This is a genomic window from Sediminibacterium sp. (genome assembly GCF_051861365.1).
Classification (GTDB): domain Bacteria; phylum Bacteroidota; class Bacteroidia; order Chitinophagales; family Chitinophagaceae; genus Sediminibacterium.
Map to the genome: position 1 here is coordinate 1 of NZ_JBHYCW010000043.1, position 19,166 is coordinate 19,166.

Below are 19,166 nucleotides of genomic sequence, written 5' to 3' on the forward strand. Positions count from 1 at the left end.
TTATTGAAATTGGTGATGTTTATTCTGGCTTTTACACTGAACAAACTCACGCCTTAACTAGCAACTTGAATTAATTAGTAACTATGCCCAGTCGCCCGATATCCTGATAACCCGATGACCCAGTATCTAGCACCTAATACCTTGTACCTCCCAAGCACCCCATTTATGATTTCCGATACTTTCTGATTCCTCATTCCTCCGTTCCTCATTTCTCTGTTCCTTAAGGCGTATTTTTGCGGTTCAAATTTGGAATAATGGCAAAGATTGGGATCAATATTGCAACGGGTAGTTTACAACAGGCTGAAATGATTGTTGGGATCGATTTGGGAACCACCAATAGTTTGGTGGCCATTATCCATCCGGAAAGTAAAGTGCCGGTAGCTCTTAAGGAGTTTAATACCAGCAGTCTGGTCCCAAGTGTTGTTCACTTTGATGCTTTTGGTAATCCTGAAGTAGGAGAAGGGGCCAAGCAGTACCTCGAAACCGATCCCGCCAATACCATTTTTAGTGCAAAAAGATTGATGGGAAAAAGCTATCGTGACGTAAAAGAGCATGCCGATCTGTTTACCTACAAAGTAATTGATGATGATACCGAGAGTTTAGTTAAAGTTCAGGTAGGCGATAAATTTTATTCTCCCATTGATCTTTCTTCTTTCATTCTCAAGGAGTTAAAGCAGCGTGCTGAACATATATTAAAGACTCCTGTCACCAAGGCGGTGATAACTGTTCCTGCTTATTTCAATGATGCGCAAAGACAAGCCACCCGTGATGCGGGTAAGCTGGCCGGATTGGATGTATTGCGAATTATCAATGAACCCACGGCGGCCAGTTTGGCCTATGGCTTGGGCGTAAATAAAACTGAAGAGAAAACCATTGCTGTTTACGACCTGGGAGGCGGCACTTTTGATATTTCCATTTTGAAAATCTCCAATGGTATTTTTGAAGTGCTGAGTACACATGGAGATACCTACTTGGGAGGTGATGATCTGGATAGGGCGATTGTTCAACATTGGATTAAAAAAGTAGGTATAGATTATAATGAATTGAAATTCAATAAAATATTATCTCAATCATTTCGATTAAAGGCTGAAGAAGCGAAGAAGTGGTTAAGTGATCATGATCGCTTTGATGCTGAGTTGAATGGAGATTTATTGAGTATTACCAGAGACGAGTTTAATAGCTTGATTCAACCCTTGATCGATCGAACCATGGACTGTTGTAAAAAAGCCATGGCGGATGCCGGACTTACAAGCAAGGATATTGATACGATTGTAATGGTAGGTGGAAGTACCCGTGTACCTGCAGTAAAAGATGCGGTAAGCTCGTTCTTCGGCAAGCCGGTAAATGATGAAGTGAATCCGGATGAAGTGGTAGCACTGGGTGCAGCAGTTCAGGCGGATATTTTGGCGGGAAACAATACTGATTTCTTGCTGTTGGATATTACCCCTTTGAGCTTGGGTATTGAAACCATGGGTGGTTTGATGGATGTATTGATTCCTAGAAATTCTAAAATCCCGACAAGGGTGGGCAGGCAGTATACCACCCAAAAGGATGGACAGAGCGGTATGCGTATTTCCGTATTCCAGGGTGAGCGTGATCTGGTAAAAGACAACCGTAAACTGGCAGAATTTAATCTAACCGGTATTCCCGGAATGCCCGCCGGTTTACCCAAGGTAGATGTTCAATTTTTAATTGATGCAGATGGCATATTAATAGTGAAAGCCAAAGAGTTACGAAGTAGAGTAGAGCAAAGTATTGAAGTAAAACCTCAATATGGATTAACAGACCAGGAAGTAGAGCAAATGTTATTGGATAGCCTTACACATGCTAAGGACGATATGGTAACAAGAGCCTTGGTAGAAGCAAGAACGGAAGGAGAACAGATACTGGGCGTAACGGAGAAGTTCATCGCTAAAAACCCGGATCTAATGACCAAGGAAGAAATGCTGACTACCGCTAATGCCATGCAAGCCCTACAATTGGCATTGACAATGGAGGATAAAAACTTGATACAGAATAAGATAGAAGAGTTAAATGAAATAACCAGGCCTTTTGCAGAGAGGGCAATGGACCAGGCCGTAGGGGCTGCGTTGAAGGGAAAGACGCTGTAATGAACTAAAAAATCAAAAATCAAAAGTAAAAAGTCAAAATTGTGATTGTAGCCTGCCTTTTTAATTTTGACTTTTGATTTTTGACTTTTTAGCCATTACTTTCTCATCTGCCTCATTCTCTCAATATACTTTCCCAAAATATCAAACTCAATATTCACCACAGTATCCTCTTTTACTTCTTGTATGCTGGTATGTTCAAAAGTATAGGGGATGATAGCTACCTTGAAGCTGTTATGGGTAATGTCAAAACAGGTTAAACTGGTTCCATTCACAGAAATAGATCCTTTCTCGATAATCAGGTGGGCGTAAGATTCAGGTATCTGGAAGCGGAATTCCCAGCTACCCGAAAGCTCTTTTCGCTCTATACAAGTAGCAGTACAGTCTACATGTCCCTGAACAATATGTCCATCCAAACGCCCATTCATCAACATACATCTTTCCAGATTTACCACAGTATCAGATTGCCAATGGGACAGATTGGTCTTTTTGAGGGTTTCCTCAATCGCTGTTACCCTGTGTTGTCCGCTGGCCAATTGATCAACGGTAAGACATACCCCTTCATGACTTACACTTTGGTCGATTTTTAATTCACCTGAAATAGGGGATGCTATCCAAAAACTGATATTGGAGCCGTTTTTCTCGAGTGAAACAACTTTTCCAATAGATTCTATGATTCCTGTAAACATGGCTGCAAGGTAGATGGATCTTTGATTTTTTGATCTTTGATTTCTTGATTTCATCAAAAAGCTGAACCAAAAATCAAGAAATCAAGAAATCAGACATCAAAAATTTCAAAAGGATTTGCATATTTATTCTGATATCTCTATCTTTGCACTCCTAAAAAACACCCGAGGAGGTATAATCGTTATGCTTATTATTGATTCAAAAGATTGCGAAAACATCGACAAGGCACTCAAGAAGTACAAGAAAAAATTCGAAAAGAGTAAGGTATTGTTACAATTGAGAGAGCGTCAGGCATTCACTAAGCCGTCTGTTAGACGTCGTGGTGAGGTGTTGAAAGCTATCTATAAGCAGCAAATCGCTAGCGGCAAGATCGAGGGATAATCACCTTCTTTCATCCGAATATATTCAGTAGCCTGAGTTTTGTAACTTTAGGCTACTTTTTTTATGTCTCAACCTGTCTATCCAGCCATACAAACCTTTTTGGATCATCTGCGCTTTGAGAAGCGTTATTCCCAACATACCCTTATTTCTTATCAAACCGATCTGGAGCAATTTTTTGCTTACCTGTCTAGTCAATTTGATAGTCCTTCCGTTTCGGAGATCAGCCCCATGTATATTCGCAGCTGGTTGGCTGAAATGAAAGAAGAAGGGATGGAAAGCCGAAGTCTGAATCGAAAAATCTCCGCGTTAAAGTCTTTTTTCAAATACCAGTTAAAAAATGGCGTCATTGCCCAGTCGCCCATGACCACCATTGTATCTCCGAAGTTGAATAAGCGTTTACCTGTATTTGTTGAAGAAAAGGATATCAAGACCTTATTTGATCATGTTGAATTTTCAGATGATTGGAAGGGGAGAACCGAAAAATTGGTCATGCAGTTGTTTTATAGTACCGGTATGCGTTTGAGTGAGTTGATCGGGTTAAAAGAATCGCAGTTAGATGCTTCTTTATCTCAGATTAAAGTTTTGGGAAAAGGGAATAAAGAAAGGATCATTCCAGTTTCACAGGAACTGGTAAAAGCCTTGCAAGATTATATCAAAGACAAGCCTGTAGCCGGTACCAAGTTGTTTCAAACAGAAAAGGGGAAATCGCTGCAACCCAGACAAGTGTATGCCTTTGTAAAACAGCATTTGACAGCTGTTACCACCATACAGAAAAAAAGTCCACATATTCTCCGACACAGTTTTGCCACACACCTGATGAACAATGGAGCAGATTTGAATGCTGTAAAAGAATTATTAGGTCATAGCAGTCTGGCAGCCACGCAGGTATACACACACAATACGATTGAAAAGCTGAAAGAAGTGTTTAAAAAGGCGCACCCGAAGGCTTGAGGCGTGGTCCATGGTCCATGGGCTATAGCTTATGGTTCATGGCGAATAGTGAGTAGCATCTGACTCGTCCAATCCCCTTCCTTACACACTATCTACCATGGACTATGGACAATGGACCATCGACCATCGTCTATAGACTATACGCCATTAGCTATGAACCATTCGCTATCCCCCACAAATCACTTCCATCCTCATACCTAAAACCTTGAATTCCTGTCAACTGTCAACTATCAACTGTCAACTTTTATTTTCCTCAAAAAATCCTGATTTTTTTCTTCTTTTTATCGGTATAAAAGATTAACTTGTAGTTACTGAAAAGAAACACGGAAATCCGTTCAATAACCTCAGCAAATAAGTTCTTTTAAATAATTTTTTCACCGATTAAACGTGAGTTGCTATGAACGTTAACATTCAAACAGTGCACTTTGATGCAGATGACAAATTGGTAGAGTATGTTTCACGTAAACTCCAAAAGTTGAACACCTTTCATGATCGAATTCTGAAAGCTGATGTGTTTTTGAAACTGGACAATGTGGTGCATACGATCAAAGACAAAATCGTGGAGATAAGAGTGCATGTTCCGAGGCATGATTTTTTTGTGAAAGCCTCCTCAAAGTCATTCGAAGAGTCATTTGACTCAGCCATGGAATCCATTGTATCACAGATCAAACGAAAAAAAGAAAAATTAGCAGCCTAAAAACTTTATGAACCCTGGTTAAAAGCCGGGGTTTTTTTATGCTGCAAGCTGTAAGCTTCAAGCTGCATGGGGCACTCAAAATCTTGCAGCGTATGGCTTGCAGCTTGCAGCTTTCCCAACTTGTTAATAACTACCCGAAAAAATTCCAATCAAAATTTTGCTGAATAAAGTTTTCCATTACCTTTGCCATCCCAAAAAAGGGTAGTTCTTTGTTTTTTCTATACCAAAAAGCTGGTCAGAGAATTGGATTTTTTGCCGCTCGAAATGACCGCTTTTAAAATAAAAAACCAATTAACTCAGTTGGTAGAGCATCCCGATGTAAATCGGGAAGGTCGCGGACCTTTAAACAAACTATTGCTGAATGATTAGGTAAAACAAGCCGAAGTAGCTCAGCTGGTAGAGCAGCTGATTTGTAATCAGCAGGTCGCGGGTTCGAGTCCCATCTTCGGCTCATTTTCATTATGCTTTTGATTTCGGTCTTAAGCAAATGAAAAGGGCAGGTTCCAGAGCGGCCAAATGGGGCGGACTGTAAATCCGCTGTCTTTCGACTTCAGAGGTTCGAATCCTCTCCTGCCCACGGAATAAAGTAGTAATGATATCATTGCTGCAGCATTCAAAAGTTCTTGAAAGCATTTGAAAAAGACTTAAGCGGGAGTAGCTCATTTGGTAGAGCGATAGCCTTCCAAGCTATAGGTGGCCAGTTCGAGCCTGGTCTCCCGCTCTTTTAGTTCTTTAAAGAAACAACAGCTGACAAAAAAACAAGCCGTTGTTGTTCAGTGGTAGAGCATCCCGATGTAAATCGGGAAGGTCGTGAGTTCTTTAAAAAAGACAACAGCTGACAAAAAACAAGCCGTTGTAGCTCAGTGGTAGAGCACTTCCTTGGTAGGGAAGAGGTCGTGAGTCCGATTCTCACTAACGGCTCAAAGTGATGTATGAAAAGTGATTCGCCGAGGCGGATAAACAATAAATAAACAAGTGGCGAAAGCCTTAGATTTTTAAAACACAACTAAAAACCGATAAAAATGTCTAAAGAGACCTTTAAGAGGGAGAAACCTCACGTAAACGTTGGTACCATTGGTCACGTTGACCACGGTAAAACCACCCTGACTGCTGCTATTACGGACATCTTATCTAAGAAAGGTCTGGCACAGGCTAAGAAGTATGATGAGATCGATGGCGCTCCTGAAGAAAAAGAGCGTGGTATCACTATCAATACTGCTCACGTAGAATATCAAACTGCTAACCGTCACTATGCGCACGTTGACTGTCCAGGTCACGCTGACTATGTGAAGAATATGATTACCGGTGCTGCCCAGATGGATGGTGCAATCTTGGTAGTGGCTTCTACCGATGGTCCGATGCCACAAACGAAAGAACACATCCTGCTTGCTCGTCAGGTAGGTGTACCTCGTATCGTAGTATTCATGAACAAGGTTGACCTTGTTGATGACGTAGAATTATTGGAACTGGTTGAAATGGAGATCCGTGAACTGTTGTCTTCTTATGGATTCGACGGTGATAACACTCCAATCATCAAAGGTTCTGCAACTGGTGCTTTGGCTGGTGAAGAAAAATGGGTTAAATGCGTTGAAGAGCTGATGGAAGCTGTAGATACTTACATTCCATTGCCTCCACGTCCAGTAGATATGCCATTCCTGATGTCTGTAGAAGATGTATTTTCGATCACTGGTCGTGGTACAGTAGCAACAGGTCGTATCGAGCGTGGTATCATTAAAGTAGGCGAAGGTGTTGAAATCGTTGGTTTGATGGATGCTCCTCTTTCTTCTACTGTAACTGGTGTTGAAATGTTCAAAAAACTGTTGGATGAAGGACAAGCTGGTGATAACGCCGGTCTGTTGCTCCGCGGTATTGAAAAGAAAGATATCCGTCGTGGTATGGTAATCTGTAAGCCAGGTTCTATCACTCCACACACTGACTTCAAAGGTGAGGTTTACGTACTGAGCAAAGAAGAAGGCGGACGTCACACTCCATTCTTCAACAAGTACCGTCCTCAGTTCTATTTCCGTACTACTGACGTAACTGGTGAAGTTACTTTGCCAGAAGGAACTGAAATGGTAATGCCTGGTGATAATATCAACCTTACTGTTAAATTGATCCAGCCAATCGCGATGGAGAAAGGTCTGAAATTCGCTATCCGCGAAGGTGGACGTACAGTAGGTGCCGGTCAGGTTACTGAAATCATCAAATAAGCTTACCCCTTGTCCCCTAAAGGGGATGTCGGAAAAGTTTATTACCTTTATAACCGCAAAGTACTTAGTTCGCTAAGTACTTTGTAGTTAATAAAAAAGACCTTTCCCCTTTAGGGGTTGGGGTTCTACGGGCATAGTACAACGGTTAGTATAGAGGTCTCCAAAACCTTTGATCTGGGTTCGAATCCTAGTGCCCGTGCTGAAATTAGTTGATGGTTAATAGACCATAGACCATGGTCAGGAAACTCGGTTTTACCATGGACTATCGACCATGGACCATAAACATAAGAACATGAACAAAATCACCACATACTTCAAAGAAAGCTATCAGGAACTGATGGAGAAAGTGACTTGGCCTACTTGGTTACAACTCCAGCAGAGTACCGTTATTGTACTGGTAGCTACTGTGATCATCACCGCATTGGTTTGGGTGATGGATTTCTCCAGCAATCAGTTGCTGAAACTGGTTTATTCATTATTCAAGTAACAGAACATGGAAGCATCAGTAGTCGATAATATCACTGTTGAAACCACAGAAGCGCCACAGGATAATACCAAGTGGTACGTTTTGCGTGTGGTGAGTGGTAAAGAGCGTAAGGTAAAAGAGTATCTTGATAAAGATATCATTCGCAGCGGCTGGCAAGAAGTGATTAAGCAGATCTTCCTTCCAATGGAAAAAGTATACAAAGTGCAGAACGGTAAAAAAGTAATGCGCGAAAAAAACTATTTCCCCGGCTACGTAATGATGGAAGTATTAGATGGTAAACTGAATGATGACATGGTGCAGCATATCAGTAATATCAGCAACGTAATGCACTTCCTGACAGATGGTAAAGGTTCTAAAGGCAATATCATTTCTCTCCGTAAGAGTGAAGTCAACAAGATGCTTGGTAAGGTAGATGAAATGAATGATCAGGGTGTTACTATGAGTGAACCATTCATCATTGGCGAAACCATTAAGATCATTGAAGGTCCGTTCAACGACTTCAACGGCGTCATCGAAGAAGTGAATGATGAGAAGAAGAAGTTGAAAGTAACAGTAAAGATCTTTGGTCGCTCTACACCTGTAGAATTGAATTATATGCAGGTTGAAAAATTAAGCTAAGATTTTTCTTTGCAAAATATTTGAAGGCTATCCATTACGGATGGCCTTTTTCTTTGTGTCTACATGAGTGGTAGTTGTCTTTTTAGCAAGTTGAGTACCTTCGAAATATCCTGTTTAACCCTTAGAACCTATGCTTACTCGAAGAATTCATTATTATTCCGGTATAACGATCGCCTTGTTTGTATCACTTCATCTGGCCAATCATGCAGTTAGCTTGATGGGTATCGAAAAGCATATTGAAGTAATGACACAGTTGAGAAAAGTTTATCGAAATATTTTTGCAGAAATACTTTTGTTAAGCGCAGCCAGCGCACAAATTTTCTCCGGTATTCAACTCTGTCGATCAAGATTCAAAATCGCAAAAGGATTTTATGAAAAGCTGCAATTATGGTCAGGGTTGTACTTAGCGATATTTTTTGTGATCCATCTATCAGCGGTAATGGTCGGTAGATTCATTTTAAAACTCGATACCAATTTTTATTTTGGGGCAGCGGGACTGAATCAATTTCCATTCAATCTTTTTTTTATCCCTTATTATTCATTGGCTATTTTTTCCTTCTTTGCTCATATTGCATCTGTTCATTACAGGAAGATGAAAGAAAGAAATAGAGATGCAAGAAAACAGTCTAGGTTAATTATAATCGTTGGATTTGTAACAGTATCTATTTTGATGTATGGATTAACCAATGGATTTAATGGGGTCGCAATTCCTTCTAAATACGGGATACTGATTGGGAAATAATTTTCTAACTTGTTCCTTGTATCTTCATTCTTGAATCTTCATCTGTTATGTCAATGCCTATTTATCCTTGTATTTGGTTCAATAATAATGCGCAAGAAGCTGCTGCTTTTTATTGTTCACTATTTAATGATGCAAAATTATTGGAGTCAAATCCAATGGCTACCCGCTTTTCGGCAGGAGGAATTTCTTTTATGCTCTTAAACGGCGGACCCAAATATGCTCCTACACCTGCTGTTTCTTATTTCGTGTATTGTGAAGCGGAAACAGAGATCAATCGATTGTATGATGCATTGAAAGAGGGGGGTAAGATTTTGATGCCATTGGACAAATATGATTGGAGTCCACGTTATGCCTGGATCGAAGATCGTTTTGGTGTGAATTGGCAATTAGATGTAGAAGCCATTAATAGTCAACAAAAGATTGTACCAAATCTCTTATTCGTTAATCAAAAGAATGGCAAAGTACATGAAGTAAGAGAGAAGTATACTGCTATATTCAAACCATCTATGCTATTGATGGATATGCCATATCCTCCGGAAGCAGGTATGCCCAACGGTAGTTTGTTATTTGCACAATTCAAACTCAATGGTTTTATTATGAATGCCATGAGTAGTACGCTGCAACATGATTATGATTTTTCACCCGGTAATTCTTTCGTGGTGGAATGTGATACACAGGAAGAGATCGATGCCTTCTGGGAAGCGTTAGGAAAGAACGGTCGTTATGATATGTGTGGTTGGCTGGTAGATGAGTTTGGTGTTTCTTGGCAAATTGTTCCATCCATTCTTCCTCAACTGATGAGTGATCCTGACAAAGGGCCTCGTGTTGTACAAGCTTTTTTAAAAATGCAAAAGTTCGATATTCAGACTTTATTGGATGCTTGAGCTTCATCAAAGACATAAGAAGCTGGATACTCCGAAACGATCCAACTTCCTTCTTTGATCTCCTCTTCTAATTGCTGTGAATCCCATCCGGCATAACCAATGAACAAGCGAATATCTTTTTCTGTGAGTGTTTGATCTTGTAAGTGCATCAATACTTGTTGAAAGTTACCGGCATAATAGATTCCGTCCATGATATGCGTACCATCATCTATTAAATCCGGACGGCGATGTAAAAAGAAAAGATGTTCTTGATCTACCGGTCCGCCAATATAAATTGGGATAGGAGGGTAATGGGTAAACTCACTCAGCTCATTCAGATTTCGCTTCAATGGGAAGTGAAGAACAAAGCCTACTGCACCTCTATCGTTATGCTCAACCAATAGGATGGGTGTTTGAACGAAATTGGGATCGTTGTTATCAGGTGTGCTGATAATGATTTTACCTAATAATGAAGTATTCTCCATAATAAAGATGATCGATCAAAAATACTGGAATTCTTTATCGGATACTGTAATTTAGTAGTTCATCAATCCACCGGAATGCAATTCTCTACGCGAATGCCTGTTTCACTTCAGCCTTTTTTTAAAGAGGCATTAGGTCTTTATACTAAAGCAATGCTACAAAAGAATCTTATAGAAGCATGGCATCAGTTGGAAAGAGCGCATGTGATTGGACAAGCGTATCCTTATCAGCATAGTCTGGTGCATTGGAAAATGTTAATTTTTGGATGTAAGATCAAAAGTGTAAAAGAGATACTGGGTCAAATACCGCGTTTATTGGTAGGAGGAGTCAAATCATTTGTAGGAACAATACCAGTAGGGAATACGGGAGGTGCTAATGTTCCGCCTATGCGATCGATGCCTATCCAACAAGAAATAAAGGAAATATTCAAGAAAGCAGGTGTGGCTATCCCTGATGAATATACTGCTACTTTTTAAGCAGCTGTTCTACAAAAGATTTGTAATGGTTGCCTACAGGAACCGATATTTCTCCCAATTCTACGGATTGATTACCAAATACAGTAATTCTGTTTTTATGTACAATAAATGATTTATGCACACGCAGAAAATTAGCAGAAAGTTCAAGTTCTAATTGTCCGATCTTGTATTTGATCATGAGCTTTTTCCCATCTGTAAAATGAATTCGGATATAATCTTTAAGACTTTCAATCAAAACAATATCTGCTTCATTCACTTGATATGTTTTTATTCCTGATTGAAGCAATAGTTGTTGTGGTGCTGAATGATTATGCGAAACTTCTGTTATGTCGCTGCTATTCCACCTTCTATAAAATTTTTCTACAGAAGCCATAAAACGCTCAAAGCTGATCGGTTTTAATAAATAATCTACGACATCTAGTTCGTAGCCATCTAATGCATAATCCCGATAAGCAGTCGTAAAAATCACATATGGTGCAGGCTTCAACATTCTGAGTAATTCTATGCCAGTCAATTTAGGCATCTGTATATCAAGGAAGAGTAAATCGACTTTATTTGTTCTAAGGAAAGCACTGGCTTCCATAGCATTTGAACAAGACCCCTTCAGTTCCAGCAAACCCGATTCATAAACATGCTTCTGCAATAATTGAATTGCTAGGGGTTCATCATCTACAATTAAACATGTTGCATTCATATAAGTGGAACCTGCATTTTTACTTCAAAGATTTCATATTTCTCCAGCACGCTTAATAAATAACGATCGGGAAACAAGATATCAAGTCTTTGCTTGAGATTTAACAAGCCTATACCCGTATCTTTATTTTCACCAGATATAAAATTATTACTGGTATCTAAAGTTAATTGATTGTTTTCAGCTTTTAATGTGATACTGAATACGATAGGTCCTGTTGTTTGTTCTGCTCCATGTTTAAACATATTTTCAATGATAGGTACCAAAAGCAGTGGTGGAATAGAATAAGATTGGTCTTTTGTGTACAAAAAATGTATACTCAAGCGATCTCCAAATCTTAGTTTGCCTAGATCCAGATAATTTCTGAGGAACTGAATTTCGTTATCTAATGAAACGTGGTTTTCATTACACCGATACAACAAATAATCGAGTAGCTGAGAAAGCCTGTCGATGGTTGGGGCTGTTTCAACAGACTGCTGAATTGCGAGTGAGTAAATATTATTGAGTGTATTGAATAAAAAGTGTGGATTTATCTGCGCTTTGAGCACATCAAGTTTGGCTCTGATTTTTTCTTTTTCAATCTCAGCATGTTTTCTCAAAATACGTTGCCTGTCAATTAATAGATAAAAAATGATAAATGGAAGTGCTCCTGAAATAATACTGATGATATAGTACTTGACTAGTATTGATAGCTGACTAACTATTTGCAGCATAGACTCCTGATCTCCAAAACTTTCCCCTAGTATTGGTTCTAGTATATATATAATTGAAAGTCTACTACATATTGCAATGATATAAATACCCGCGCATAGTTCAATAATTCCACGTATGACTCTTTTTTTATCGAGAAGGAATGGGAGTACTCTAATTGTGCTAAAATAACTGGCAGCTATTACCGCCAGCAGGTGAAAAAATACGGTAAGTCCCCTGTCAAATGTGCTGAATTGATGTCTAAGTGTATCCGATCTTTCATCGAACAGATATTGAGTAAGGTATACAATATAAATGATCAGCCAGAATAGAAGATGTAGTAAGAATCTGTTTCCTTTTTTCAATTTCATTGGATAGGTGATATTTATAAAAATAAAAAAATGTTATTGTCTAGTTAGTCATTATAGACGAAATAGCGGAAATCCAATACAAAATGATCATTTAGGTTGATCAATTGAATAAACTTTGTTTGTCTTCAATATCAGCTGTTTCGAAGAATATGCTGAAATCACAGTGAGCTAGATACGGAGATTTGTCAAAACAAGAGTATCCATGTCTATTTTTCGTGTGTTTATATTCCTTTTATTAGCAAGCAAGGCGAGTGGGCAATCTTCTCGTTATAATGGTGATCTAAAAAATATACATTCAATCGGTATTATAAAACAGGTCAATAATACAAAAGAAGTACTGCATGAAGAAATACATCAATACCTGAAAAGTCTTGCAGATACATCCCATTTCCAGGGAGTAGCCCTCATCGTAAAGGGTAATGCCATTATTCATAAGGCCGTATATGGCAATAGTAATCGGGAAAAAAATAAACCGATCAATTTTAGAACACAGTACCTGCTTGGATCGCTTAGTAAATCATTTGTAAGTATTGCAATTATGCAATTGGTAGAAGCTGGTAGATTAAACCTTTTTGAGCCTGTAAAGAATTATCTACCTGGACTCAAAGAAGACCTCGCCAAAGGATTAAATGTTCATTTATTATTGAAACATCGATCAGGACTTGCAACTAATCTTGATGCAGTAACCAAATACCAGTTAATGGAGTTGACCCCTAAGGAATTACTTGCGCTGATCAATAAAACAGAAAGGCGTAGTGAGCCGGGTATAAAATTCGAAATATCATCCTTGAATTTTATGTTGTTAGGACTGGTCATAGAGAATCTTTCCAGAAAGAATTATGAGGAATACATGAAAGAAAATATATTCAAACCTTTGCATTTATCATCAACAGGAATCAGTCATCTTTTTAGTCCTGCTCCATACAAAGCAAATGGATATAGACTTATAGAGGGCACAGTAGGGAGGATAGAAGATCTAATTTCTTATTCGTATGCAACTGCTGATATGTATTCATCAGTGGGTGATTTGTTCACATGGGGTTATGCATTACAGCATGGTTGGATGCTATCAAAGCAAAGTATGGGTCTGTTATTTGATGGTGGAGTAAAGGCAAATGGGAATTATGGATACGGCTTTCGCACCCAATCATACATGAGGGCTGATTCGCTTGCTGATCCGGGGAAACTTATCAGGCATGGCGGCGTGATGAATGGATTTTGTGCGAATTATCACTACTACGATAAAGATGATTTAACAATTATTCTTTTAAATAATTATAGAAACCTACGAATCCTTGACATCACGTTCAAATTAAAAGAACTCGTTTATGGATATGCTATTGGTCAAAGAAAAAATAAATACGATGAATAAATACTATGCAATTTTTAGTCGGCTCAGCATTGTTGGATGTTTATTATTTGGAATGCATGTAGCCGGCAGTTCACAAAATTATTCTGCTGATCATAAAGCAATTCATTCACTTTTAAGTGACTTTATGAAAGCCATTCAAACCCGCGATTCAGTTAGTATGTATTCATTCTTTGCCGATATTCCTGTAACATGGGTGGGTGTGTGGAAACCAACTACCCAAAAACAACGATTACAGAAAGATGAAAAAGCATTGGGATACAAAGTGTCTGACTATAAAACATGGTTCAGGGCTATTTCTGCTTCAGGGGTTAAAGAAGAAAAATTTCGAAATCCTGTGATTGTATCAGATGAATCGATCGGGTCTGTAACTTTTGATTATAGTTTTTGGGGTAATGGTAAAAAAGGAAATTGGGGAAAAGAAAGCTGGGGACTAATTAAACAAAATGGCGCGTGGAAAATTGCCAGTGTTTTATTTTCAATGGATCTGGAATCTATTAATCGTGAACCGGATGATAGTCATGTGATTCGTGAAATTAAGAACGAAAGGATGGAAACCTATATGCAATCCATTCTCAAGCAAACTCATTTCCAAGGAACAGTACTAGTGGCTAAAGGAGATTCCGTGATACATCATTCAGCATATGGAATGTTTGATGTTGAGAAGGGAATACCCAATACCATCCACACGCAATTTTTAATCGGGTCATTGACCAAATCTTTTGTTGCAGTTGCGGTAATGAAACTGGTAGAAGAAAAAAAAGTTGACCTCCATGAACCCATTGCCACCTACTTGCCCAACTTGAAAAAAGAGTTGGCAGACGGATTAACCATTCATTACTTAATGAAACAACAATCCGGACTTGAAACCAGTTTTGATAAGCTCACTGAGTATGAAATAATGGACATCACTCCGGCAGAATTACTTGCGATTATCAATACATCGAAAAGAAGTTTTAAGCCGGGTGAGAAATACCAGTACACGAATATCAATTTTGCTTTATTGGCTATGGTGATTGAGGCAGTAACCGGCACAAGTTATCAGCAATATTTACAACAAGCCATCTTTAATCAGGCTCAGATGCAGAATACGGGTATAGAAAGGTTGATACATGTACCTGTTAACAGGGCAATAGGATATAGAACTGTAAACGGGATATTTAGAAGGGTACATAACTCGGTTGCTTATGCTTTCGGAGCCGGAGATATCTATTCAACAACAGCCGACCTTTTGAAGTGGAAAAACCAACTGACTCGATTAAAATTGATCAATGACCAGAATCTCTCAGCCATGTTCGATGGAGCAGGAAAAGACTGGGGTTATTATGGCTATGGATTCCGGATTCAGCCTTATCAAAGTTTACAGGAAAGAAAGGGTAGTGGTGACCTTATCAGACATGGAGGTACTATGAATGGATTTATTTCCAATTTCCATTATTACCGTAACGATGATTTGACCGTTATTGTACTATCAAATTATAGGGATATTCCTATCCGTCGAATTACCTATCAGCTCAAAGAATTGGCACTAGGTTTTGGAGCGGAAGAAAGAAAAAATATATACGAAGAGTAGTTTATGATATCAGAATCTAGTTCAAAAACCATGATGATCTGTTTTTTTAGCTTTTTATGTATTTCAGTATGATATAAAACTGGGGAAGAAAGGATTATGGGTAATGTGACCAACGGCGCTCATCTTTAAAATAGATGATCTTATCTTTATATCTACAATATAATTACCTCATTCATAAATCATAAATTAAGGTAGTATGAAAAAGTTATTGATCGCCTTTTCCCTATTTCTTGCTGTAAACACCCTGAGTGCCCAACCACCACAAGTACCTGCTGATGCCGGTGCCACTTTTGGTAAAGTAACGACTGCAGAGAATGCAGTAAGCATGGAGCAATATGTGCAGTTATTGGAGTCAAAAGGGGATGGTAAGCCTTTGGAAGGAAAGATCATTGGTATCGTAAAAGAAGTATGTCAGAAAGAGGGTTGCTGGATCAAGGTGGAATCACCAAATGGTAACCTGATGGTAAAAATGAAAGATCACAAATTTGCGGTGCCGGTAGTGCTCAATGGAAAGAAAGTGGTGATTGATGGTGTAGGTACTTTAACCACTACATCCGTTAAACAACTCAAGCATTATGCTGAAGATGCAGGTAAAAGCAAAGAAGAAATTGCCAAGATCACAGAGCCGAAGAAAGAGATCGTGATTCAGGCGGCGGGGATATTGGTGTTATAAGCTGCAAGCTGCTAGCTCCTAGCTGCCAGCTAATACTGCAGTGTTAGACAACGAATGAAAAGGTGGGCATTGTAATGTCTCACCTTTTTATTTGTTGATTATCAACTATTTATAGGTTTTTTTACTAAAAGCTAGAAGCTAGTAGCTAGCAGCTCGCAGCTTTTCTGCTCTTTTTCTTTGAAATTCCCCCTCCTCTCCCTACCTTTGCCGCCCCAAAAGTTCTTTTTTCGAAAGAATGATTGAGTTTGGGAGTTCCGCCATAAGGCGAGACGTTATCACCAATTAAATCAAAAAGCAATGGCCAAAGAAATCACCGGCTATGTGAAGTTGCAGGTTAAAGGCGGACAAGCCAACCCAGCACCTCCCGTAGGTCCAGCCCTTGGTTCGAAGGGTATCAACATCATGGAGTTCTGTAAGCAGTTCAATGCTAGAACCCAAGACAAAATGGGAAAAGTAGTTCCTGTTTTGATCACTGTTTACGCTGATAAGTCTTTCGACTTCATCATCAAAACCGCTCCTGCTGCAGTTCAATTAATGGAAGCAGCTAAGATTCAGAAAGGATCTAAAGAAAGCAATCGTCAGAAAGTAGGTAAAGTTACCTGGGAACAGGTTGAAGCAATCGCGAAAGACAAGATGTCTGACCTGAACGCTTTTACCCTGAACAGTGCAATGAGCATGGTAGCAGGTACTGCCCGCAGTATGGGATTGACAGTAGATGGTAAAGCCCCTTGGGAAAACAATTAATTATTCACCTTATAAACTGTAAAAAATGTCACTGACTAAGAAAAGAAAAGTAGCAGCAGCCAAGGTGGATAAGAATAAAGCCTATTCCCTGAAGGAAGCATCTACACTTGTAAAAGAAATTAACTGTACCAAATTTGATAGTTCTGTTGATCTGCATATCCGTTTAGGAGTTGATCCTAAGAAAGCTGATCAGCAAGTTCGTGGTACTGTATCATTACCGCACGGTACTGGTAAGACCAAAAAAGTATTGGTACTCTGTACGCCTGATAAAGAAGCATCTGCAAAAGAAGCAGGCGCTGATTTCGTAGGATTGGATGAGTTCATCACCAAAATCGAAGGTGGTTGGACAGATATCGATGTGATCATCGCTACTCCGGCTGTAATGCCAAAGATCGGTAAGTTAGGTAAAGTGTTAGGTCCTCGTAACCTGATGCCAAACCCTAAGACCGGTACTGTTACCAATGATGTAGCAGCTGCGGTAAATGAAGTAAAGGGTGGTAAGATCGCTTTCAAGGTGGATAAAGCAGGTATCGTTCACGCTTCTATCGGACGTGTATCATTTGCTCCTGAGAAGATTGCTGAGAACAGTGCTGAACTGATCAATGCCATCATCAAACTGAAACCATCTTCATCTAAAGGTACTTACCTGAAAGGTGTAAGCATGGCCAGCACCATGAGCCCCGGTATCTCTTTAGACACCAAATCATTAATGAACTAATTTACCTGGTCTCGCCTGAGGCGAGATTAAAAAAGATCAGATATGACAAAAGATCAAAAAAATGAGGTGATTGAGCTCTTAAAAGAGAAATTCGCCCAATACAATAACTTCTACATCACTGATACTGAGTCTCTCACAGTAGAGCAGGTATCTAAATTACGCCGTACTTGCTTCAATAAGCAGGTTGAAATGAAAGTGGCTAAGAACACTTTGATCCGCAAGGCTTTGGAATCACTGGATGCTGAAAAGTATGCAGGTGTATACGATTCTCTGCACAATGTAACTGCATTGTTGTTCTCTGAGAATCCTAAAGAACCAGCGTTGATCATCAGTTCTTTCCGCAAAGAAAGCAATGGTGAAAAGCCTGTATTGAAAGCAGCATTCATCAACGGTGATATTTATGCCGGTGATAACAACCTGAAAGCATTGACTCAGATCAAGACGAAGAATGAATTGATCGGTGAAGTGATTGGATTGTTACAATCTCCTGCTAAGCGTGTATTGGCTGCTTTATTGCACCACCACGAGAAGCAAGCTGAAACTACAGCAAGCGCTGAGTAATTAAAATGTATTAACTGAGATATTGAATTTTCAGTATCTCAACTTAATAAAAATCAAATTTTTTTAAACCATCCGACGGATCCGCCTGAGGCGGATATGAAGCCGGAAAAAATTGAAACAAAATGGCAGACGTAAAAGCATTAGCCGAAACATTAGTAGGCTTAACAGTAAAAGAAGTTCAGGAATTAGCTGATGTATTGAAAGCTGATTACGGTATTGAACCAGCTGCTGCTGCAGTGGTAGTTGCTGCTGGTGACGGCGGTGGAGCTGCTGCTGCTGAAGAGAAAACATCTTTTGATGTTGTACTTGTAAGCGGTGGTGCAAGCAAACTGAACGTAGTTAAGATCGTTAAAGAATTGACCGGTCTTGGACTGAAAGAAGCAAAAGACCTGGTTGACGGTGCACCAAAGCCTGTTAAAGAAGGTATCTCTAAAGCTGAAGCTGACGATATCGTTGCTAAGCTGAAAGAAGCCGGTGCTGAAGTTGAAGTGAAGTAATTTCACCCACTTTAGTGTTAACCACAAAATATAGCCGCTCTTTGGAGCGGCTATATTTATGTTTCTAATATAAGATTGTGCTACTTAGATAGTTTTGATAATGGAATACTTCATTGGTGCGTATCTATTACTAGTGGTAAATAGTGGCTTACATTCATTATATCTATTGATCAAGTAATAGAAGATCTTTCATGCTATTAAAACTGAAAGGAATAATCTCCATCTTATTGTTTACCACAATTTTGGTTGGAAAAATTTGAATATCGTATGTAGGTATTATGGGCGAAAATCTTCCAGCAAACAGATTAAGCCATCCAATATTGTCCTTTTTAGATGCTTCTTTCCATTTGAATTTAATATCGTCTGTATTAATGGAAATGAATTCGATATTCTTTGATCGTAACAATGGATAGTTTGATTTTTCTTTTCTGTGAAACTGTCGGCAAGGAATGCAGCCTGACCACCAAAAATATAAAACCGTGTATTTGTTGCTTTTAATTGTAAGCTCCCCATAATTTAGTGCCACGTTTAGTTAGAGTTTTCTAAGGTAATATTTTTCTGTTTTTCCTCCCATTT

22 protein-coding genes and 5 tRNA genes are annotated in these 19,166 nt (G+C 39.1%); 22 read left to right on the plus strand and 5 right to left on the minus strand.

What is annotated here, in order from left to right; genetic code table 11:
- Positions 1 to 254 precede the first annotated feature (254 nt).
- A complete protein-coding gene (gene hscA, locus ACTIEV_RS14480) occupies positions 255 to 2,111 on the plus strand; it encodes a Fe-S protein assembly chaperone HscA (RefSeq protein WP_322197332.1) in 1,857 nt (618 codons plus the stop codon).
- A gap of 95 nt (positions 2,112 to 2,206) precedes the next feature.
- Here hscA and ACTIEV_RS14485 read toward each other — a convergent pair whose 3' ends face one another.
- Entirely contained in the window at positions 2,207 to 2,797 is a 591-nt protein-coding gene (locus ACTIEV_RS14485) for a riboflavin synthase (RefSeq protein ID WP_322197331.1), read from the minus strand.
- 181 nt (positions 2,798 to 2,978) lie between these two features.
- Here ACTIEV_RS14485 and rpsU point away from each other — a divergent pair, with 181 nt between their 5' ends.
- The 13 genes from rpsU (at position 2,979) to ACTIEV_RS14550 (ending at position 9,765) form a co-directional block, all read left to right on the plus strand.
- On the plus strand, positions 2,979 to 3,176 hold the full coding sequence (gene rpsU, locus ACTIEV_RS14490) for a 30S ribosomal protein S21 (RefSeq protein ID WP_133475437.1): 198 nt from the start codon (positions 2,979 to 2,981) through the stop codon (positions 3,174 to 3,176).
- Between the two features lie 63 nt (positions 3,177 to 3,239).
- Positions 3,240 to 4,127: a tyrosine-type recombinase/integrase gene (locus ACTIEV_RS14495; protein ID WP_322197330.1), complete on the plus strand. Its 888-nt coding sequence runs from the start codon at positions 3,240 to 3,242 to the stop codon at positions 4,125 to 4,127.
- 397 nt (positions 4,128 to 4,524) lie between these two features.
- Entirely contained in the window at positions 4,525 to 4,824 is a 300-nt protein-coding gene (gene hpf / locus ACTIEV_RS14500) for a ribosome hibernation-promoting factor, HPF/YfiA family (RefSeq protein WP_178888088.1), read from the plus strand.
- 378 nt (positions 4,825 to 5,202) lie between these two features.
- Positions 5,203 to 5,275, plus strand: a tRNA-Thr gene (locus tag ACTIEV_RS14505).
- Positions 5,276 to 5,318: 43 nt separating this feature from the next.
- A tRNA-Tyr gene (locus ACTIEV_RS14510) sits at positions 5,319 to 5,401 on the plus strand.
- A gap of 71 nt (positions 5,402 to 5,472) precedes the next feature.
- Positions 5,473 to 5,545: transfer RNA gene (locus ACTIEV_RS14515), tRNA-Gly, on the plus strand.
- A 128-nt stretch (positions 5,546 to 5,673) separates the two neighbouring features.
- Positions 5,674 to 5,745, plus strand: a tRNA-Thr gene (locus ACTIEV_RS14520).
- Between the two features lie 101 nt (positions 5,746 to 5,846).
- The gene (gene tuf, locus ACTIEV_RS14525; RefSeq protein WP_322197329.1) at positions 5,847 to 7,034 is read left to right on the plus strand and encodes an elongation factor Tu; all 1,188 of its coding nucleotides are present in this window, start codon (positions 5,847 to 5,849) and stop codon (positions 7,032 to 7,034) included.
- A gap of 127 nt (positions 7,035 to 7,161) precedes the next feature.
- Positions 7,162 to 7,233 (plus strand) — tRNA-Trp (locus tag ACTIEV_RS14530).
- 93 nt (positions 7,234 to 7,326) lie between these two features.
- Positions 7,327 to 7,521, plus strand: a complete 195-nt coding sequence (gene secE / locus ACTIEV_RS14535; RefSeq protein WP_178889891.1) for a preprotein translocase subunit SecE — start codon at positions 7,327 to 7,329, stop codon at positions 7,519 to 7,521.
- Positions 7,522 to 7,527: 6 nt separating this feature from the next.
- The gene (gene nusG / locus ACTIEV_RS14540) at positions 7,528 to 8,139 is read left to right on the plus strand and encodes a transcription termination/antitermination protein NusG (protein WP_322197328.1); all 612 of its coding nucleotides are present in this window, start codon (positions 7,528 to 7,530) and stop codon (positions 8,137 to 8,139) included.
- Between the two features lie 130 nt (positions 8,140 to 8,269).
- Positions 8,270 to 8,881, plus strand: coding sequence for a hypothetical protein (locus ACTIEV_RS14545; RefSeq protein WP_322197327.1), 612 nt, complete (start codon positions 8,270 to 8,272; stop codon positions 8,879 to 8,881).
- 47 nt (positions 8,882 to 8,928) lie between these two features.
- Positions 8,929 to 9,765 (plus strand): VOC family protein, encoded by an 837-nt coding sequence (locus tag ACTIEV_RS14550; protein ID WP_322197326.1) that lies wholly within the window; start codon positions 8,929 to 8,931, stop codon positions 9,763 to 9,765.
- On the opposite strand, the gene ACTIEV_RS14555 is transcribed toward ACTIEV_RS14550, so the two are convergent.
- Positions 9,744 to 10,229: a YqgE/AlgH family protein gene (locus ACTIEV_RS14555; RefSeq protein WP_322197325.1), complete on the minus strand. Its 486-nt coding sequence runs from the start codon at positions 10,227 to 10,229 to the stop codon at positions 9,744 to 9,746. The genes ACTIEV_RS14550 and ACTIEV_RS14555 overlap by 22 nt on opposite strands.
- Positions 10,230 to 10,304: 75 nt before the next feature.
- On the opposite strand from ACTIEV_RS14555, the gene ACTIEV_RS14560 reads away from it, so the two are divergent.
- Positions 10,305 to 10,703, plus strand: coding sequence for a DUF3703 domain-containing protein (locus ACTIEV_RS14560; RefSeq protein WP_322197324.1), 399 nt, complete (start codon positions 10,305 to 10,307; stop codon positions 10,701 to 10,703).
- Here the strand turns inward: ACTIEV_RS14560 and ACTIEV_RS14565 are convergent.
- A complete protein-coding gene (locus ACTIEV_RS14565) occupies positions 10,693 to 11,397 on the minus strand; it encodes a LytR/AlgR family response regulator transcription factor (RefSeq protein ID WP_322197323.1) in 705 nt (234 codons plus the stop codon). The two genes, ACTIEV_RS14560 and ACTIEV_RS14565, sit on opposite strands and share 11 nt — an antisense overlap.
- A complete protein-coding gene (locus ACTIEV_RS14570) occupies positions 11,394 to 12,455 on the minus strand; it encodes a sensor histidine kinase (RefSeq protein ID WP_322197322.1) in 1,062 nt (353 codons plus the stop codon). The genes ACTIEV_RS14565 and ACTIEV_RS14570 overlap by 4 nt, the downstream gene beginning before the upstream one ends.
- A gap of 202 nt (positions 12,456 to 12,657) precedes the next feature.
- Here ACTIEV_RS14570 and ACTIEV_RS14575 point away from each other — a divergent pair, with 202 nt between their 5' ends.
- The 7 genes from ACTIEV_RS14575 (at position 12,658) to rplL (ending at position 18,590) form a co-directional block, all read left to right on the plus strand.
- Complete coding sequence (locus tag ACTIEV_RS14575) at positions 12,658 to 13,827, plus strand: serine hydrolase domain-containing protein (RefSeq protein ID WP_322197321.1); 1,170 nt, start codon at positions 12,658 to 12,660, stop codon at positions 13,825 to 13,827.
- On the plus strand, positions 13,820 to 15,397 hold the full coding sequence (locus ACTIEV_RS14580; RefSeq protein WP_322197320.1) for a serine hydrolase domain-containing protein: 1,578 nt from the start codon (positions 13,820 to 13,822) through the stop codon (positions 15,395 to 15,397). The genes ACTIEV_RS14575 and ACTIEV_RS14580 overlap by 8 nt, the downstream gene beginning before the upstream one ends.
- 196 nt (positions 15,398 to 15,593) lie before the next feature.
- The gene (locus tag ACTIEV_RS14585; protein ID WP_322197319.1) at positions 15,594 to 16,070 is read left to right on the plus strand and encodes a DUF4920 domain-containing protein; all 477 of its coding nucleotides are present in this window, start codon (positions 15,594 to 15,596) and stop codon (positions 16,068 to 16,070) included.
- A gap of 297 nt (positions 16,071 to 16,367) precedes the next feature.
- The gene (rplK, locus tag ACTIEV_RS14590; protein ID WP_178889898.1) at positions 16,368 to 16,814 is read left to right on the plus strand and encodes a 50S ribosomal protein L11; all 447 of its coding nucleotides are present in this window, start codon (positions 16,368 to 16,370) and stop codon (positions 16,812 to 16,814) included.
- A gap of 25 nt (positions 16,815 to 16,839) precedes the next feature.
- Positions 16,840 to 17,532: a 50S ribosomal protein L1 gene (gene rplA, locus ACTIEV_RS14595; RefSeq protein WP_178889899.1), complete on the plus strand. Its 693-nt coding sequence runs from the start codon at positions 16,840 to 16,842 to the stop codon at positions 17,530 to 17,532.
- A gap of 42 nt (positions 17,533 to 17,574) precedes the next feature.
- The gene (gene rplJ / locus ACTIEV_RS14600; RefSeq protein ID WP_322197318.1) at positions 17,575 to 18,093 is read left to right on the plus strand and encodes a 50S ribosomal protein L10; all 519 of its coding nucleotides are present in this window, start codon (positions 17,575 to 17,577) and stop codon (positions 18,091 to 18,093) included.
- A gap of 122 nt (positions 18,094 to 18,215) precedes the next feature.
- A complete protein-coding gene (gene rplL / locus ACTIEV_RS14605; protein ID WP_322197317.1) occupies positions 18,216 to 18,590 on the plus strand; it encodes a 50S ribosomal protein L7/L12 in 375 nt (124 codons plus the stop codon).
- A 163-nt stretch (positions 18,591 to 18,753) separates the two neighbouring features.
- Here rplL and ACTIEV_RS14610 read toward each other — a convergent pair whose 3' ends face one another.
- A complete protein-coding gene (locus tag ACTIEV_RS14610; protein ID WP_416194694.1) occupies positions 18,754 to 19,116 on the minus strand; it encodes a thioredoxin family protein in 363 nt (120 codons plus the stop codon).
- Positions 19,117 to 19,166: the final 50 nt, after the last annotated feature.

Excerpts from the sequence above, each read along its gene's own strand:
- hpf (WP_178888088.1), top strand. The coding sequence starts at position 4,525 with ATGAACGTTAACATTCAAACAGTGCACTTTGATGCAGATGACAAATTG.
- rplA (WP_178889899.1), top strand. The coding sequence starts at position 16,840 with ATGTCACTGACTAAGAAAAGAAAAGTAGCAGCAGCCAAGGTGGATAAG.
- ACTIEV_RS14570 (WP_322197322.1), bottom strand. The coding sequence starts at position 12,455 with ATGAAATTGAAAAAAGGAAACAGATTCTTACTACATCTTCTATTCTGG.
- ACTIEV_RS14550 (WP_322197326.1), top strand. The coding sequence starts at position 8,929 with ATGTCAATGCCTATTTATCCTTGTATTTGGTTCAATAATAATGCGCAA.
- ACTIEV_RS14495 (WP_322197330.1), top strand. The coding sequence starts at position 3,240 with ATGTCTCAACCTGTCTATCCAGCCATACAAACCTTTTTGGATCATCTG.
- nusG (WP_322197328.1), top strand. The coding sequence starts at position 7,528 with ATGGAAGCATCAGTAGTCGATAATATCACTGTTGAAACCACAGAAGCG.
- secE (WP_178889891.1), top strand. The coding sequence starts at position 7,327 with ATGAACAAAATCACCACATACTTCAAAGAAAGCTATCAGGAACTGATG.
- ACTIEV_RS14485 (WP_322197331.1), bottom strand. The coding sequence starts at position 2,797 with ATGTTTACAGGAATCATAGAATCTATTGGAAAAGTTGTTTCACTCGAG.
- ACTIEV_RS14555 (WP_322197325.1), bottom strand. The coding sequence starts at position 10,229 with ATGGAGAATACTTCATTATTAGGTAAAATCATTATCAGCACACCTGAT.
- rpsU (WP_133475437.1), top strand. The coding sequence starts at position 2,979 with ATGCTTATTATTGATTCAAAAGATTGCGAAAACATCGACAAGGCACTC.
- ACTIEV_RS14575 (WP_322197321.1), top strand. The coding sequence starts at position 12,658 with ATGTCTATTTTTCGTGTGTTTATATTCCTTTTATTAGCAAGCAAGGCG.
- tuf (WP_322197329.1), top strand. The coding sequence starts at position 5,847 with ATGTCTAAAGAGACCTTTAAGAGGGAGAAACCTCACGTAAACGTTGGT.
- ACTIEV_RS14565 (WP_322197323.1), bottom strand. The coding sequence starts at position 11,397 with ATGAATGCAACATGTTTAATTGTAGATGATGAACCCCTAGCAATTCAA.
- ACTIEV_RS14585 (WP_322197319.1), top strand. The coding sequence starts at position 15,594 with ATGAAAAAGTTATTGATCGCCTTTTCCCTATTTCTTGCTGTAAACACC.
- rplJ (WP_322197318.1), top strand. The coding sequence starts at position 17,575 with ATGACAAAAGATCAAAAAAATGAGGTGATTGAGCTCTTAAAAGAGAAA.
- rplL (WP_322197317.1), top strand. The coding sequence starts at position 18,216 with ATGGCAGACGTAAAAGCATTAGCCGAAACATTAGTAGGCTTAACAGTA.
- ACTIEV_RS14560 (WP_322197324.1), top strand. The coding sequence starts at position 10,305 with ATGCAATTCTCTACGCGAATGCCTGTTTCACTTCAGCCTTTTTTTAAA.
- ACTIEV_RS14545 (WP_322197327.1), top strand. The coding sequence starts at position 8,270 with ATGCTTACTCGAAGAATTCATTATTATTCCGGTATAACGATCGCCTTG.
- ACTIEV_RS14580 (WP_322197320.1), top strand. The coding sequence starts at position 13,820 with ATGAATAAATACTATGCAATTTTTAGTCGGCTCAGCATTGTTGGATGT.
- hscA (WP_322197332.1), top strand. The coding sequence starts at position 255 with ATGGCAAAGATTGGGATCAATATTGCAACGGGTAGTTTACAACAGGCT.
- rplK (WP_178889898.1), top strand. The coding sequence starts at position 16,368 with ATGGCCAAAGAAATCACCGGCTATGTGAAGTTGCAGGTTAAAGGCGGA.